The organism is Alteromonas sp. KUL17 (assembly GCF_006538305.1).
In the GTDB taxonomy this organism is placed as follows: Bacteria; Pseudomonadota; Gammaproteobacteria; order Enterobacterales; family Alteromonadaceae; genus Alteromonas; species Alteromonas macleodii.
This window is the reverse complement of sequence record NZ_BJKJ01000008.1, coordinates 66281-81750: the sequence shown is the minus strand read 5'-3', so window position 1 is coordinate 81750 and position 15470 is coordinate 66281. Positions and strand designations below refer to the sequence as shown.

Here is a 15470-nt window from a genome sequence, read left to right as displayed (position 1 = left end):
AAGAATAATTAATAACTTCACGAATATCCCTAGGTGTATAACGTTAAGCTAATGGGCGGTAATGCTGCGCGAAAATAGCGAAGCTGCGCAGCGTTACCGTCCCAGGGAGCGGAGCGACCGCCTTAAGCGCCTTGTTATAAGCAAGGCTTTACGACCGAAGCTTGTTGACCAAACCATCTCGATTTTGGACCCAACTTAAACTTAAAACTTCATTATTCTTAAAGTTAATTGAAACTCTTGGAATGAAAAGAAAATTGGAAGTTTTTACACTTACAATATCACCCAATGGTTTAGCGATTTTATAACCAGCAATTTCGTTCTCAAACTTAAAAACCCCTTTGCTAACAATAATTTTTTCTTGCTTCTTTTCCTTCAATGTTCTATTCCAAAATCTAAGGTGAGAAGCTGAGTATGCAAAAGCAGGTACTGCAAAAATAATGACAAAAACTGTATTTAGACCAAATTCTTTATGAATAATAAAAATTATGAGAGCCCAGAGCCAAAGACTTGGCAATAATATTTTGTGATAGGCTTTGTAAGCTTTTTCATCAAATTTAAAGTGCAACTCTGACCCCTTGCTTATAACTTTTCAATAACGGGCGCAGGCACGTAGGGCACAATGGCGAAGCCGCCCTGCGTGTATGCGTCCCAGCGAACGTAGTGAGTGAGTTTATTGGCTTGTTATGTGGCATGCTTATTCGAAGAGAGAATGCTAGCCCGGCTTCTTGACCAGATAAAACACCAGACTGTAATTGTGAGTAAACAGGTGACAGACCGAAATAAGCGCCGAAAGCACAGCCAATAAAGCTGAATGACAAACCAATTTTAGTTCCTAGTTTCATAGTTAAAAATCCTTCTTATCTTGATTTACCTTTGACACATAACTTTCCAATAACGGGCGCAGACATGTGGGGCATAATGGCGAAGCCGCCCCGCGTGTATGCGTCCCAGCCCGCGCAGCGGGCGAACTTAATTTTTTTGTTAGGTGCCATGCTAGGGAATACCTATATCCCACAATTGCTGTTCACTTAAAAGCAAAAGGTATTGTGTTTCGGAGTATCGAAGGCCTAAACAGGTACTCGTAGAGATTAGCAACCCTTTTTCCTTTAGTTCAAAAACAACAACGCTATCTTTGCCATGAAAATCCTTCCAGCAATTCAACCGATAAATAGTGCTGCCAAGAGCACATTCTTTGTCGGTGAAAAGCAAGTCGTCATCTTCAGTAGCGATATATTGTTCGCGAAGCTTTTCTAAAAAAGACACTGGATTCATAACTGTCCACTTGGCACTTAACACCCGCATAACGTGCAAAAATATGTAGGCTACAATACCAAGCGAAGCGCTGGGAGCCTACGTATTTTTGTCCCAGCGAACGTAGTGAGCGAGTTTATGCGCTTGTTAAATCAACAATGATAGCCTAAAATGACCTAATTAAAGACCTTTTAGGAGACCATTATGGCGGCGAGAGTTTTGGCGGAAGTTGCTGCAAGTATTACAGAGCTAAAAGCAAACCCTATGAAAGTTGCGAGCAGTGCATATGGCGATCCTGTCGCTATATTAAATAGGAATGAACCCGCATTCTACTGTGTCCCGGCTGAGATTTACGAAAAAATGATGGATCGTTTGGAGGATCTGGAACTACTACAGCTTGTTAGTGAAAGGCAAGGTGAAGAAAGCGTTTCGGTGAATTTGGATGACCTATAAATTAGAGTTTAAAAGAAGCGCCCTAAAAGAATGGAATAAACTAGGTAGCACTTTGCAGCAACAACTGAAAAAGAAGTTAGCAGAGAGATTAAAAACACCGCACGTAGCCCCAGATAGAGTGTTAGGTGCCGATAATGTTTATAAAATAAAATTACGTCAATCAGGATATAGGTTGGTGTATCAGGTACTTGATGACGTAGTTGTAGTTACAGTGCTAGCAGTGGGAAAACGCGAGAGAAATGAGGCTTACAAAAAAGCATTAAAGAGACTTGATGCTGAATAAGGGTTTAACGCCCGCCTAACAGGCGCAAAATGCTTGGCTAAAATTAGGAACGAAGTGACGCAAGCCAAGCTTTTTGCGTCCTTGTTGAGGCGTTTGTTATACGCCTTTACTCGCAGCCCATCCGCAGTGCTTGCAGGGCGAACATTTTGCGAACCCAATATACAACTGATTGATCGGGATATTTTTGCCGTTTTTAAACTTTGCCAAATTTTCACCACACTTGGGGCAATGAACGAGATTGTAAACCGCAAGATGATGCAAAATAGCAGAAGTGAAGCTTGAAATGAAAGTAAGCCCTGCACCAATCGGCAATTCCAAAATATCCAAATAAGCTAGTAAAAATGCTATCACTATGCCTGAAGGGAGAATGATAATTTCAATGCCTTCAAGATGTGATATCCAAGACTTATTTAATTTTTTCAGAGTATCCATATTCTACGGCGTATAACATTAAGCTAAGCGGCGCAGTTGCGTGGGGCATAATGGCGAAGCCGCCCCGCGTAAATGCGTCCGAGCGACCGAAGGGAGTGGTCTTAAGCGCCTTGTTATAAGCAATGCCAGTTCCTTTGGTCTTTTTAAAAACTGTTAAAGCCAGCATACGATTGATTGTTAACACAGACAAGTAGAACGACTGAGCAGTGATGGTTTTGACCTGACTGAAGCTAGCCGCCATTTGAACTGTCTAACGCATTGGCGCTTGTTGACGTTGAATAATAACTTGGCGTTAAAGCGCCTAATGCGCAACCTTTGAATTGAAAGCGGCGGATTTAAACCTACCACAAGCCAGAGCGATGCTAATGAAAACAGGTGAGGGCAGTTACACTGGGGTTTTTATAAAGCCAAACGCAGTTTAGGCTGACGCCTTATAACTTTCCAATAACGGGCGCAGACATGTGGGGCATAATGGCGAAGCCGCCCCGCGTGTAGGCGTCCCAACGAACGCAGTGAGTGTGTTGATTGGGTTGTTATATGCCGTTTCAAAATAGCCAAGCCAACGGGCATAAAATCAATCATCGCTTCGTCCTTCAGCCCCCGTGTATATTCCGTTACTTCCGGATTGATCTGCAACGGGTGTGCCGGGCGACGTGTGAGAAAAAGAACTTCTAACAATAAAATATGTAATGGTTGGTCCTACGACAGGGATTAGCCAATTAATTATTAAGCAAAGGGTCATGGAGCTTCGTTTTTTAAAAAACGCACCTCTGATACCAATAGCATTAACAAATGCTAAGACCAAGTGTAGACAAGCAGAGCCAACTATAAAATAGGCGGTAGTCACATTAGTCCCTTAGGCATATAACAATTTAGTGTAAGGAAAAAACCCTTTATGCAAGGTGGATAGTTTCCATATATCACATTTATAGTTTTGCCACTTTCGCACGTAAATACACTTCCATCAATAACCTACACTTAGTATCTGAAAATACTGTACTTAAGTACGGAATCTTTCCTTTTATTTTACGGACGAGTCAAAAACCGCAATTCTGTTTTTATTTACAGTAATTAAAATCAAAAAAATGAAATCAATGTCCATGCAAATGGTGATAGAGCGCATGCAAAACCGTCGCTATGCGAAGCGTTCGATTGAACTCTATAGTAAATGGATAATTAGCTTTATCCGCTTCAATAATAATAAGCACCCATCTGAAATGGGAGACAAAGAAGTTGAAGTGTTTCTGTCTCACCTAGTTAACGCTAAAAATGTGGCGCCAGCCACTCAGGCGAGTGCGTTAAATGCATTGGCGTTCTTATATCGCGATATATTAGAGCGCCCACTTTCATGCGAACTCAACTTTGTTTCAAGTCGTAGGCAAGCCAAGCTTCCAGTTGTATTAACGCAGGAAGAGGTCGTTTCTCTTTTTGAGCAAATTCCTGCCAACCTAAAGTTACCAATATCTTTATTGTACGGAAGTGGTTTGCGGCTAATGGAAGCGGTTAGACTACGAGTTAAAGACATTGATTTTGACTACAACGCTATTCGCATTTGGGATGGGAAAGGCGGTAAACATCGCATTGTAACGTTGGCTGCGGAATTAAAACCGGGTCTTACACGACAAGTCGCTATGGTAGAAAACTTCTTGGCGGCCGATTTAGAAAATCCAAAGTACGCAGGCGTTTATCTACCTCACCGATTACGTTTGAAATACAAAAACGCGCCCAGAGAGTTAGGCTGGCATTATTTATTTCCCTCTTTTCGATTATCTGTCGATCCTGAAAGCAAAAGAGTGCGACGACATCATATTGATGAATCGAGTATACAAAAGGCAATACGAAACACGGCAAAAACTTGTGACATCAAAAAGAAAGTTACGCCTCATACGCTGCGCCACTCTTTTGCAACGCATTTGCTGCAATCGGGCGCTGATATTAGAACGGTGCAAACACAGTTAGGTCATTCAGACGTAAAGACCACACAAATTTATACTCACGTACTCCAGCAAGGTGCGCAGGGTGTGGTAAGTCCTTTATCTCGTGTTTTGAAGTAATCTGAAAAGTAATTAAAACCAACAAAAAAGGGCCCGAAGGCCCTTTTCAAAATTTAGCTTTAAAAGCACTTATTTAAACGCTTATACACGTTCAAATACGGTAGCAATACCTTGGCCTAAACCAATACACATAGTCGCTAAGCCTAGGCTTACGTCTTGTGATTCCATTAGGTTGATAAGCGTACCCGAGATACGAGAACCAGAACAACCTAGCGGGTGACCAAGTGCAATAGCACCACCGTTAAGGTTAATCTTAGTATCTAGGTGGTCCATCCAACCAAGCTGCTTAATACAAGATAGTGCCTGTGCTGCGAACGCTTCGTTAAACTCAGCAAGTTCAATATCGTCCATAGTTAGGCCAGCGCGCTTAAGGGCTTTCTGTGTTGCTGGAACTGGGCCGTAACCCATAATTGCTGCATCACAACCAGCCACAGCCATTGCGCGAATTTTCGCACGAGGTGTTAGGCCTAGCTCTTTCGCACGGTCTGCTGACATAAGTAGCATACCTGATGCACCGTCAGACAGCGCAGAAGACGTACCCGCAGTCACTGTACCGTTTACTGGGTCGAATACTGGGCGAAGTGCCGCCATGCTCTCAGCCGTGCTTTCTGGGCGTACTACTTCATCGTAGTCGATTAGCTTTAATACGCCGTTTGCGTCGTGACCTTCAACAGGCACAATCTCGTTAGCCCAGCGGCCTTCAAGGTGTGCTTTGTGCGCTAGCTGGTGCGAACGCGCACCGAATGCGTCTTGTTGCTCACGAGTAATACCGTTTTGACGGCCAAGTAGCTCGGCTGTCATACCCATCATACCCGACGCTTTCGCGGTGTACTTAGCAAGACCAGGGTGGAAGTCGATGTTGTAGTTCATCGGTACGTGACCCATGTGCTCAACACCACCAATCATGTAAATGTCACCACGGCCGCTCATGATGCCGCTTGTTGCATCGTGAAGGGCTTGCATTGATGAACCGCATAAGCGGTTTACCGTTACCGCGCCAGTCGTGCGTGGAATTTGTGTTAGTAGTTGCGCGTTACGTGCAACGTTGAAGCCTTGTTCTTTAGTTTGCTGAACACAGCCCCAAATGATGTCTTCAATTTCCGCTGGGTTTACGCCAGGGTTACGCTCTAGTAGCGCGGTCATTAGCGCAGCAGATAAGTCTTCTGCACGCACATTTCTGAAAACACCGTTTTTTGAACGACCCATAGGGGTACGTACGCAATCGATTACGACCACTTCTTTCATTAGTTTTTCCTCCGGGTCTTATGCGAAATAGGATTTACCAGAAGCGGCCATTTCACGAACGCCGTCTGAGATCTGATAAATAGGACCAAGTTCAGCGTACTTGTCTGCCATAGCAACAAAGTTCGCCAAGCCAATGGTTTCAATCCAACGGAAAATACCACCGCGGAATGGAGGGAAACCTAAGCCGTAAAGTAGCGCCATATCTGCTTCAGCTGCGCTGTCTACAATGCCTTCTTCTAGGCAGCGAATTGCTTCGTTTGCCATAGGGATCATAAGGCGTGCAATAATGTCGTCTGCTTCAAAGTCTGTCTTCTCAGCTACGTGTGGCGCCATTAGGGCATATGCTTCTTCAGCAGGTGTTTTAGACGGCTTGCCGCGCTTATCAACACCGTAGTTGTAAAAACCTTTACCGTTCTTCTGACCTAAACGCTCTTCTTTGTAGAACAGTGTTACCGGGTCATTGTCCAGACGTGCCATACGCTCTGGAATGCCCGCTGCCATTACGTCTGCTGCGTGATCGCCCGTGTCGATACCCACAACGTCCATTAGGTAAGCAGGGCCCATAGGCCAGCCGAAGATTTTTTCCATTACCTTATCAACCGCTACAAAGTCAGCGCCGTCGATAAGTAGCTTACTGAAGCCTGCAAAGTATGGGAACAATACGCGGTTTACCAAGAACCCTGGGCAGTCGTTAACCACAATTGGGGTTTTGCCCATTTTAAGGGTAGCGGCTACTACTGCATTGATGGTTTCTTCAGAGGTTTTTTCGCCACGAATAATTTCAACAAGCGGCATGCGGTGCACAGGGTTGAAGAAGTGCATACCACAGAAGCGCTCTGGCTTGTCTAGGCTTTCAGCTAGCTGGTTGATAGAGATAGTAGAGGTGTTTGAACAGATGATAGCGTCGTCCGCTACATTGTCTTCTACTTCTTTAAGTACAATACCTTTTACTTTCGGGTTTTCTACAACCGCTTCAATAACAAGGTCTGCATCTTTAAGCGTGCTGTATTCAAGGGTAGGGGTGATAGCGTTAAGTGTTTGCGCCATTTTAGTCGCATCAACTTTACCGCGCTTCATGCCTTTGCCAAGAATTTTTGCCGCTTCTGAAAGGCCAAGGTCTAGTGCACCTTGGTTAATGTCTTTCATGACTACCGGTGTGCCTTTCACAGCGCTTTGGTATGCAATACCGCCACCCATGATGCCTGCACCTAGTACAGCGTTAAGCTTAGATTGCTTGGTCGCCGCTTTCGCTTGCTTCTTACCTTTGCTCTTAACTAGCTGGTCGGCAAGGAAAATACCAATTTGTGCTTTCGCAGCGTCGGTTTTCGCAAGCGCTACAAAGCCTTCGTTTTCAAGCTTAAGTGCGCCGTCACGGTCTAGACCCGCTGCTTTTTGTACTGTCTCAACCATTTTGTGCGGTGCTGGGTAATGTTTACCAGCTTGTGCAAATACCATGGCTTGAGCAGTAGAGAAGCTCATCATAGCTTCGTTTTTGTTTAGCTGTAGTGGGGCTTTCTTAACCGCACGACGCGCTTGCCAATCAAACTTGCCTTCTGCAGCGTCTTTCACCATTGAAAGTGCGCCTTCAACAAGTGCTTCTGGTGCTACAACTGCGTCAACCGCGCCTTCAGCAAGAGCTTTCGCCCCTTTTCTGTCACGGCCAGTGGTCATCCACTCAAGGGCATTGTCTGCACCAATAAGACGAGGTAAACGAACCGTACCACCAAAACCAGGCATTAGGCCTAGTTTAACTTCTGGCAAACCAATTGAAGCAGTAGTGTCTGCAATACGCATGTCACACGCCAATGCCATCTCACAGCCGCCACCTAGAGCGAAGCCGTTAACTGCAGCGATGGTAGGGAAAGGTAGGTCTTCGAAGCGGTCGAATACTTGTGATGTATTGGCAACCCACTGTAGTACTTCTGCATCGTCCATGGCGAATAGGCCAGTGAACTCGGTGATATCAGCACCCACGATAAATGCAGGTTTTGCACTGCGTACCACTAAGCCTTTAACATCGCCTTTAGCAAGTAGGGCTTGAGTTGCTTCGTCAAGTTCACTCACCGTTTGGCGGTCGAACTTGTTTACTGAACCTTGGGCGTCGAATACCAGCTCAGCAAAGCCGTCTTCTAACAGGCTGACGGAAAGACTTTTGCCTGTGTATATCATTATCATCTCCTTCGGCATTGGCCAGGATGTTAGTGAAGTAATCCAACTAATTTGTAGGGTCGTATGCATTCACTAACGCGTTAGGGTGGCTAGATTCTTTACAAAGCCACACAAAATTTCAACAAAAAATCAAACAAGCGTTTCAATTTGTCTAAGGTAGTGGTCGGATGACTTAAATTCAAGTGTAAATATCGAATTCAAGCTTCATTTCGCCATTGGTGGTTGTATAATGAGCGTTATTGACGCAAAGCGCCAATCCAGCAAAAGAATAATCTACAATCATGTCAACTATGTGTGTAAAGCATAGCTAACGACAGCTGGCACAACATCTTCTTTGGCAAGGAGCCAGGCTGAAATCTTCCCTTCGTTTATCAAACGAACGTAGTGGATCAGTCGCAATGCTGCTTTTTCAGCAACATTTTACAATCAGCTCGATTCGGCAAATTTGCCAGCGCTCATAAGCGTTCGAGTGTAGAGCAGGGTAGGAGTTCTATTGTGTCTGGTTTTTATTTTAGTTCGTGGTTAGGTCAGCGCTCGCTGACAAAAAACAATAAATTGTTCGCCACCGTTGTGGGGGCATTTGTTTGCTCGCTCTCTTCATTTTTCTCTATCGGCGCATGGGCTACACAGCCTTTAACACTACCCGAAGATATTTTCGAAAAGGATCGCGCTCGTTATCTGGAAGTTGAAAAAAAGCTGTTAACGTATTCGAAGCGAAGCGTTCAGCGCCTCGATAACGACATTTATGAACTGGCGCATTATCCACTTTATCCTTATCTGCTTAGACTCAAGCTAGAGCGCACGATGTCAATAAGAACAAAGCGCGAGGTTAAGCAGTTTCTGGAAGATTTCAATGGTCAGCCGGTAAGCTACGGTGTGCGTTATAAATGGCTTAATTACCTTGCTAAGAACGATTATCGCAGCACTTTTTTAGACAATTATCGCCCAGGTATGGGCGCAAGGCTAACCTGTATTGCGCTTAATTACCGTTTAAAAGAAGGTGAAAGCGAACAAGCTATTTTGTCCGAAGTCGACGCCTTATGGCTTCACGGGCAGTCGCAACCGGATGAATGCGATCCGCTTTTTGCTAAGTGGAAAAAAGCGGGCATGATGACACCCGAAATGGTGATCAAGCGCATAGAGATTGCCGCGAAAGAAGATAACCGAAGCATTATCTCTTATCTTAAGCGCCAACTTCCCGGTGATAAGCAATACCTGGCTGACGCGTGGCTATCGGTAACCCGAGACACCAGCCGAGTAAATAGAACGGCGCTCTTTCCACTAAAAAATGCATCGCATGAAGCTGAGGTAATTGTATGGGCGGTCGAGAAACTTGCTTGGCGAAACCCTGACTTAGCCGGCACGGTATTTAACCGCTACAACGACAAAAACGTGTTCTCGCCAGCGCAGCAGCACGTTATGCGAAGAGCAATAGCGCTTAGCTACACGCTAGACCGCCTTCCTCAAGCGCATCATTGGCTTGAACTTGCTGATGTGCAGGGTGCCAGTGAAGATGTAAAGCTTTGGCATATTTCCCATTTGCTTCGCACGAAAAAGTGGCAGGAAGTGGTTAATGTTATTGATAGCGCTCCTGCCAGTTTGCAGCAAGAAGAAAACTATCGCTATTGGAAAGCCCGTGCTTTAGAAGCGCTTGGTCAAACTATGCAGGCTACGGTGCTTTATAAAGAGCTTTCTCAAGAACGTCATTATTATGGCTTTATGGCAAGTGCGCACATAGGCGAAATTCCGTCGCTTGCACACACGCCAGCGCCAAGAGACACGGCAGCTATTGCCAGTGTGGCGAAAACCCCTGCCACCATGCGCTCTGTTGAATTTTTCAGGTTAGACAGAACCACAGAAGCGCGCCGAGAGTGGTTTTATTTACTGTCACATTTACCCGAATCGAAAGTGACCGATGCGGGCATTTTGGCGTATGAGTGGGGCTTGTACGATCAAGCTATTACCAGTTTTGCGCGAAGTGGCTATTGGGATGATGTCGAGCGCCGATTCCCACTGGCCTTTAACGATGTATTCAGCGAAAAGTCGCAGGCATACAGCATTTCAAAGTCGCTGGCTATGGCTATTGCACGCCGCGAAAGTTCGTTTAGAAGCGATGCTATCTCTTCGGTGGGAGCGGCAGGACTCATGCAGCTTATGCCGGGAACAGCGCGTTATGTAGCAAAAGAGAAAGTAAGTCGTAGCACACTTTTTCAGGTAGACGATAACGTTGAATACGGCGTGCAGTACCTGCGTTATTTAATGGACAAGTTAAACAATAACCCTGTGCTGGTGTCCGCATCTTATAACGCTGGTTGGCGCAAAGTGTTGGAATGGTTACCTGCTAATGAAGCGCTGCCCGTGGATATTTGGATTGAGAATATTCCCTACAAAGAAACCCGTGCTTACGTGAAGGCGGTGATGGCGTATCAACATATTTACGACCAGCAGTTAGGTGGAAACGAGAATATCTTCCCTCAACTTACCCGCGATATGATCCCATCGGCAGATGCAGTAAGTACACATCCGGTAACAGGTACACTGCAACTGGCACCGCGATAGCTATCAAAGGTTAGGCGTATACGGGTACGCCTTTCATTACGTTATTATTTTACCAGTATGGGAAACTTAACGTATACAACAGCACAGCGGTCTGAGCCAGTATGCATGTCATGCTGGCCTCGTGATACACTAGTAGCTAACTAACGACTAAAAAGATAAGAGGGGCTATGTCGCAACATAAAGCAACCTACCAACAGCATATCGAAGAGCTTCAAGCTAGAACTCGCGAAGCATTACAGCGAGAAGGGCTAGACGGACTAGTTATTCACTCAGGGCAGGGCAAACGTCTTTTCTTGGACGATAATCACTACCCATTTAAGGTAAACCCGCAGTTCAAAGCATGGGTGCCTGTTATTGATAACCCTAACTGTTGGCTGGTGGTAAACGGTATAGACAAGCCTACGCTTATTTTCTATCGCCCTGAAGATTTCTGGCACAAAGTGCCACCAGAGCCAAATGACTTTTGGACTGACAGCTTCGACATTAAACTACTTCAACAGGCCGATGCGGTAGAGAAATTTCTGCCTTACGATAAAAGCCGTTTTGCCTATGTAGGCGAATATATTGAAGTGGCAAAAGCGTTGGGTTTTGACAATGTAAATCCAGACCGCGTGTTGCATTATTTGCACTATCAACGTGCTTATAAAACCGACTATGAACTTGACTGCATGCGTGAAGCTAACAAGCTGGCGGTGGCAGGTCATAAGGCCGCTGAGCAAGCCTTCCGTGAAGGCAAAAGCGAGTTTGATATCAATCTTGCCTATGCTGCAGCAAGTCGACAAGGTGACAACGACGTACCATATACCAGTATTGTGGCACTTAACGAGCATGCTTCAATTCTGCATTACATGCAGTGTGATACCGTAGCGCCAAAAGAATCACGTTCGTTTCTGATTGATGCGGGTGCAAATTATCAAGGCTATGCGGCAGATATTACACGTACTTACGCTCAAGAAGGTGTTCATAATTCAGCGATGTTCCGCGACCTCATTCAAGCGGTAGATAAGGTAACGCTGACCTTAGTCGATTCGTTAAAGCCGGGTGTAGCCTACACAGACATTCACTTGTTAGCCCACGATGGTATTGCGCAAATTCTTCACGATACCGGCATGGTGAACCTAACGCCGCCAGAAATCGTGGAAATGGGTATTACACGCACGTTCTTCCCACATGGCATTGGCCATTTCTTGGGGCTGCAGGTACACGATGTGGGCGGATTGGTTAATGATGACAGAGGCACGCCTAAGCCTGCTCCTGATGATCACCCGTTCTTACGCTGCACGCGTATGGTAGAAGCGCGTCAAGTGTTCACTATTGAGCCGGGCCTGTACTTCATCGATAGTCTACTGCGCGACCTTAAAGCGACGCCTGCGTCTAAGTACATTAACTGGGATACCATTGATGCATACAAACCGTTTGGTGGCATTCGCATTGAAGACAACATTATTGTGCATCGCGATAAGAACGAGAACATGACCCGAGATTTGGACTTAAATTAATCGACTTTTTGTGTATAGCCAACACAACCCATCGTTATAAATGCAAAGAGCAGCCTTAAGCTGCTCTTTTTCGTTACGCGCTTTTAAAATGTACGTTCTATTTGTTGCGTCACCTCGATGTAGAACCACTATACCTGCGGTAACACGCCGCGATTACGAACATTTTAACTCTCGTTGAGTGGGTAATTATCTATGCGGACTGGTATTATTTGTAAACCAATGGTGCTGTGTGTAGTAATCAATAGGAAGATATACAAGTAATGGTTAGAAAGGAGTCGTTATGCCACAAGGCGATATTGTAGGTTTATTAATAATGGCAACGGTGGCGGGTCTTGCTATGCCCGCAGGCGCTATTTTAGCGACTTATCAAGGCATTCAACCTAAGTGGCTAGAAAAAGATTTACGCCATGGCATTTTAGCGTTAGGAGCAGGAGCGCTAATTTCGGCGGTGGGACTTGTGCTCGTACCTGAAGGCATAAAAGACGTATCGGTATTTGCGGCCATAATGTGCTTCGTTGGCGGTGCCTTAGCTTTCATGGCCCTTGATATTTATCTAGCGAAAAAGAAAACCGCAGGCAGCCAGTTAGCTGCCATGCTCAGTGATTTTGTGCCTGAGTCTATCGCACTTGGTACTACGGCAGCGTTGGGCGGAGGTACCATGTTATTAGGCCTACTGATTGCAGTTCAAAACTTACCAGAAGGGTTTAATGCGTATAGGGAAATGTTGCCAAAGAACAAGCAGCGCAGTACCAAACTCATTATTATCTTTGTATTAATGGCGCTACTTGGCCCCTTGTTTAGCTTGTTAGGCTTTTATTATCTAGCGCAGTTCCCCGTTGTAATGAGCGGTATAATGCTGTTTGCCGCAGGTGGAATTCTCTATTCGGTGTTTCAGGATATTGCACCGCAAATTCGTTTGGAAAACCATTGGCTTCCTCCGCTTGGCGGTATTCTTGGTTTTTTAGTGGGGATGATAGGTTTCATGCTCGAAGGCTAGCTTTTTAATAATTAGCTAGTTTTCGTAATTGGTAATTGCCAATAAAAAAAAGCGTGTTGCTTACAACACGCCTTTTCATATCACTTATCGACAATTAGTTATCTATCGCTAGTTAGCTTGTACGCTCAATTGAAATATGTGCCAGCGCGATTAACGCCTCTTTATATTCAGAATCTTCAATAGCGTTTAAGCTGTTAATGGCCATTTGTACTTCTTTTTGCGCACATTCACGTGTGTAGTCCAAAGCACCGGTTTCTTCCATAATGCCTTGAATCCGCGTCAAGTGTGGTAGGCCATTGCTTTGTTCAATAGCTTCTTGAATAAGCGCTTTGTCGTCGTCATTTCTTGCGTGCCACATAGCGTAAAGTAATGGCAGAGTAGGCTTACCTTCAGCTAAGTCGTCGCCCGCATTCTTGCCCATTTCTTCGCTGTCAGCCATGTAGTCAAGTATATCGTCAGCTAGCTGAAAGGCTGTGCCTAGGTGCTTGCCGTATTCTTGCATAGCGTGTTCAATGTGCTCATTTTGGTCGGTCAGCACAGCCGCTAACTGCGTAGCAGCTTCAAACAAACGCGCCGTTTTACCGTAAATAACATCAAAGTAACGTGCTTCTGTGGTGCTGGGATCGTTACAGTTCATCAGCTGTAACACTTCACCTTCAGCAATTTGGTTTGTGGCTTCAGACAGTATCTCCATAACGCGCATGCGTTTAAGGCTCACCATCATTTGGAAAGAGCGGGTGTAAAGAAAGTCACCCACTAATACTGATGCCTGATTGCCAAAAATGGCATTGGCCGTTTCCCGCCCTCTGCGCATGGTCGACTCGTCAACCACATCGTCATGCAATAGGGTAGCGGTATGAATAAATTCAACAATCGCCGCAAGGGTATGGTGATCGTTGTTGTCTATTCCCATAGCCCGCGCACTTAACACGGTAAGAAGTGGGCGTAATCGTTTGCCGCCACTGTTTACAATGTAAAAACCAAGCTGATTAATTAGGGCAACATCAGAGTCGACTTGTTGTTGAATCAGCTGGTTGACCGCCTGCATATCATCATTAGACAGGGCGCGGATTTGATCTATATCCATAGGCATGGCAATAAATACTTACTCTTACGTCTTGGGCAATTATTGGTGGCGATTGTACCTTAATCATCTGTACTATCCACCAAATTGTCTTAAAAAATGACGGCTTAACGCATTTACGTGTAATTCCTCAAATACGGTTAAACCAGATGTGAAAAAGGTGGGGCTGCATTCTTCATATAAATTCTGTTCCGTGTTTAGCGGTTTGCCGCATGTACGCCCCCTTAATCATGCGATCACATGCAATTATAGGTGCTCTCGATAATTTTTCCTGTTAAGTCGCTATTTTTTGACGTTTGTATGAAGAAAACGAAGTGTTTAAGAGCAACTTTGTTTCTCAATTAGGGGAGTAGCATTGCCCCAAATCACAGATACAAAGTGGGGAAGTAGTAATCGTAAAAACGATCCTATTCGTGGGATCCAACAGCTCGATCGCAGTCTGATCGCAATGCATATTTAAGGATCGTTTGCCGATCTCGCTCGCGTGAACTTGCGCTGTTTGGATCGCATTTCTATGTAATTTGACCTATCAATATTTCCATTTTGATTTAATACGACCTAAAAATTTTTACTGTTTTTTCAAAAAAATTTGTGAATTTTTAACGGTTTTTGGGCATTTGAAGCTGCATCAAATACGCAATTGGGGCATAATTCGCCCCATGTTGGAAAAATAATCTATTTTTCTGCGAATCGGGGTTGTGATTTACGGATGTTTCACGTACAATTCGCGCCCTGTTTTTTGAATTGAAGCGTCAGTGGACGCAGAGCGGAGTTAACTATGTACGCGGTTTTCCAAAGTGGCGGTAAACAACACCGTGTGGCCGAAGGCCAAACCGTTCGTCTTGAAAAAATCGAAGTAGCCCCAGGCGAAACGGTTGAATTTGACAAAGTTTTAATGGTAAGCAACGGTGACGACGTAAAAATCGGCACACCAATCGTTGCTGGTGGTAAGGTGACTGCTGAGGTTGTTACACACGGTCGTGGCGATAAAGTAAAAATCGTTAAGTTCCGTCGTCGTAAGCACTCTCGTAAGCAAGCGGGTCACCGTCAGTGGTTCACAGAAGTGAAAATCACTGGTATCAACGCATAATAGGAGCACGAACACATGGCACACAAAAAAGCTGGTGGTAGTACCAAAAACGGTCGTGATTCAGAAAGTAAACGCCTAGGTGTTAAGCGCTTTGGTGGTGAATCTGTTCTTGCTGGTAACATCATTGTTCGTCAACGTGGTACTCGTTTCCACGCTGGTGACAACATGGGTATCGGTAAAGACCACACGTTGTTTGCACTAAAAGACGGTAAAGTTCAGTTCGACGTTAAAGGACCGAAGAACCGTAAATTTGTAAGCATCGTAGCTGAGTAAGCGCGTAAGCTTCTCGCCGAACAGGCTTAGAAAAACCCCGCGCTTGCGGGGTTTTTTGTTTTGTGAAACCTTTCTTTCTTT

General features: G+C 45.0%; 16 protein-coding genes. 8 read left to right on the top strand and 8 right to left on the bottom strand.

From position 1 onward, the window contains the following. Positions 1-148: 148 nt before the first annotated feature. From KUL49_RS09265 to KUL49_RS09255, 3 genes are all read right to left on the bottom strand, one after another. The gene (locus KUL49_RS09265) at positions 149-565 is read right to left on the bottom strand and encodes a hypothetical protein (protein ID WP_131137103.1); all 417 of its coding nucleotides are present in this window, start codon (positions 563-565) and stop codon (positions 149-151) included. Continuing rightward, complete coding sequence (locus KUL49_RS09260; protein ID WP_131137102.1) at positions 555-842, bottom strand: hypothetical protein; 288 nt, start codon at positions 840-842, stop codon at positions 555-557. The genes KUL49_RS09265 and KUL49_RS09260 overlap by 11 nt, the downstream gene beginning before the upstream one ends. Positions 843-993: 151 nt before the next feature. Next, positions 994-1272 (bottom strand): hypothetical protein, encoded by a 279-nt coding sequence (locus KUL49_RS09255; RefSeq protein ID WP_131137101.1) that lies wholly within the window; start codon positions 1270-1272, stop codon positions 994-996. 183 nt (positions 1273-1455) lie between these two features. Here KUL49_RS09255 and KUL49_RS09250 point away from each other — a divergent pair, with 183 nt between their 5' ends. Beyond that, a complete protein-coding gene (locus KUL49_RS09250) occupies positions 1456-1704 on the top strand; it encodes a type II toxin-antitoxin system Phd/YefM family antitoxin (protein WP_131137100.1) in 249 nt (82 codons plus the stop codon). Next, positions 1694-1987, top strand: coding sequence for a type II toxin-antitoxin system RelE/ParE family toxin (locus tag KUL49_RS09245; RefSeq protein WP_007991254.1), 294 nt, complete (start codon positions 1694-1696; stop codon positions 1985-1987). The genes KUL49_RS09250 and KUL49_RS09245 overlap by 11 nt, the downstream gene beginning before the upstream one ends. Positions 1988-2083: 96 nt before the next feature. Here the strand turns inward: KUL49_RS09245 and KUL49_RS09240 are convergent, their stop codons facing one another. Both KUL49_RS09240 and KUL49_RS09235 read right to left on the bottom strand, forming a co-directional pair. After that, positions 2084-2419: a hypothetical protein gene (locus tag KUL49_RS09240; RefSeq protein ID WP_131137099.1), complete on the bottom strand. Its 336-nt coding sequence runs from the start codon at positions 2417-2419 to the stop codon at positions 2084-2086. Beyond that, complete coding sequence (locus KUL49_RS09235) at positions 2394-2660, bottom strand: hypothetical protein (RefSeq protein ID WP_131137098.1); 267 nt, start codon at positions 2658-2660, stop codon at positions 2394-2396. The genes KUL49_RS09240 and KUL49_RS09235 overlap by 26 nt, the downstream gene beginning before the upstream one ends. Before the next feature lie 844 nt (positions 2661-3504). Between KUL49_RS09235 and KUL49_RS09230 the strand changes: the two genes are divergently transcribed. Further along, positions 3505-4473 carry an integron integrase gene (locus tag KUL49_RS09230; protein WP_131137097.1) on the top strand — a complete coding sequence of 323 codons (969 nt, stop codon included), beginning with the start codon at positions 3505-3507 and terminating at the stop codon, positions 4471-4473. A gap of 81 nt (positions 4474-4554) precedes the next feature. Here KUL49_RS09230 and fadA read toward each other — a convergent pair whose 3' ends face one another. Together fadA and fadB are read right to left on the bottom strand one after the other, a co-directional pair. Further along, entirely contained in the window at positions 4555-5718 is a 1164-nt protein-coding gene (gene fadA, locus KUL49_RS09225) for an acetyl-CoA C-acyltransferase FadA (protein ID WP_024015658.1), read from the bottom strand. Positions 5719-5736: 18 nt separating this feature from the next. After that, positions 5737-7887 (bottom strand): fatty acid oxidation complex subunit alpha FadB, encoded by a 2151-nt coding sequence (fadB, locus tag KUL49_RS09220; RefSeq protein ID WP_131137096.1) that lies wholly within the window; start codon positions 7885-7887, stop codon positions 5737-5739. A 495-nt stretch (positions 7888-8382) separates the two neighbouring features. Here fadB and KUL49_RS09215 point away from each other — a divergent pair, with 495 nt between their 5' ends. The 3 genes from KUL49_RS09215 to KUL49_RS09205 all read left to right on the top strand — a co-directional run bounded on the left by KUL49_RS09215 (position 8383) and on the right by KUL49_RS09205 (position 12942). Further along, entirely contained in the window at positions 8383-10446 is a 2064-nt protein-coding gene (locus tag KUL49_RS09215; protein ID WP_131137095.1) for a transglycosylase SLT domain-containing protein, read from the top strand. 167 nt (positions 10447-10613) lie between these two features. Beyond that, on the top strand, positions 10614-11945 hold the full coding sequence (pepQ, locus tag KUL49_RS09210) for a Xaa-Pro dipeptidase (RefSeq protein ID WP_131137094.1): 1332 nt from the start codon (positions 10614-10616) through the stop codon (positions 11943-11945). 280 nt (positions 11946-12225) lie between these two features. Further along, positions 12226-12942, top strand: a complete 717-nt coding sequence (locus KUL49_RS09205) for a ZIP family metal transporter (RefSeq protein WP_131137093.1) — start codon at positions 12226-12228, stop codon at positions 12940-12942. Between the two features lie 112 nt (positions 12943-13054). Here the strand turns inward: KUL49_RS09205 and ispB are convergent, their stop codons facing one another. Continuing rightward, positions 13055-14029, bottom strand: a complete 975-nt coding sequence (gene ispB / locus KUL49_RS09200; protein ID WP_014948150.1) for an octaprenyl diphosphate synthase — start codon at positions 14027-14029, stop codon at positions 13055-13057. A 775-nt stretch (positions 14030-14804) separates the two neighbouring features. Between ispB and rplU the strand changes: the two genes are divergently transcribed. Continuing rightward, positions 14805-15116: a 50S ribosomal protein L21 gene (gene rplU / locus KUL49_RS09195; RefSeq protein ID WP_012517169.1), complete on the top strand. Its 312-nt coding sequence runs from the start codon at positions 14805-14807 to the stop codon at positions 15114-15116. A gap of 15 nt (positions 15117-15131) precedes the next feature. Continuing rightward, on the top strand, positions 15132-15389 hold the full coding sequence (gene rpmA, locus KUL49_RS09190; RefSeq protein WP_012517170.1) for a 50S ribosomal protein L27: 258 nt from the start codon (positions 15132-15134) through the stop codon (positions 15387-15389). Positions 15390-15470: the final 81 nt, after the last annotated feature.

Bases quoted from the DNA above. Each gene is read 5' to 3' on its own strand.
- rplU (WP_012517169.1), top strand. From the start codon at position 14,805: ATGTACGCGGTTTTCCAAAGTGGCGGTAAACAACACCGTGTGGCCGAA.
- KUL49_RS09255 (WP_131137101.1), bottom strand. From the start codon at position 1,272: ATGAATCCAGTGTCTTTTTTAGAAAAGCTTCGCGAACAATATATCGCT.
- KUL49_RS09205 (WP_131137093.1), top strand. From the start codon at position 12,226: ATGCCACAAGGCGATATTGTAGGTTTATTAATAATGGCAACGGTGGCG.
- KUL49_RS09240 (WP_131137099.1), bottom strand. From the start codon at position 2,419: ATGGATACTCTGAAAAAATTAAATAAGTCTTGGATATCACATCTTGAA.
- fadA (WP_024015658.1), bottom strand. From the start codon at position 5,718: ATGAAAGAAGTGGTCGTAATCGATTGCGTACGTACCCCTATGGGTCGT.
- KUL49_RS09250 (WP_131137100.1), top strand. From the start codon at position 1,456: ATGGCGGCGAGAGTTTTGGCGGAAGTTGCTGCAAGTATTACAGAGCTA.
- ispB (WP_014948150.1), bottom strand. From the start codon at position 14,029: ATGGATATAGATCAAATCCGCGCCCTGTCTAATGATGATATGCAGGCG.
- pepQ (WP_131137094.1), top strand. From the start codon at position 10,614: ATGTCGCAACATAAAGCAACCTACCAACAGCATATCGAAGAGCTTCAA.
- KUL49_RS09230 (WP_131137097.1), top strand. From the start codon at position 3,505: ATGAAATCAATGTCCATGCAAATGGTGATAGAGCGCATGCAAAACCGT.
- KUL49_RS09260 (WP_131137102.1), bottom strand. From the start codon at position 842: ATGAAACTAGGAACTAAAATTGGTTTGTCATTCAGCTTTATTGGCTGT.
- fadB (WP_131137096.1), bottom strand. From the start codon at position 7,887: ATGATATACACAGGCAAAAGTCTTTCCGTCAGCCTGTTAGAAGACGGC.
- KUL49_RS09235 (WP_131137098.1), bottom strand. From the start codon at position 2,660: ATGGCGGCTAGCTTCAGTCAGGTCAAAACCATCACTGCTCAGTCGTTC.
- KUL49_RS09245 (WP_007991254.1), top strand. From the start codon at position 1,694: ATGACCTATAAATTAGAGTTTAAAAGAAGCGCCCTAAAAGAATGGAAT.
- rpmA (WP_012517170.1), top strand. From the start codon at position 15,132: ATGGCACACAAAAAAGCTGGTGGTAGTACCAAAAACGGTCGTGATTCA.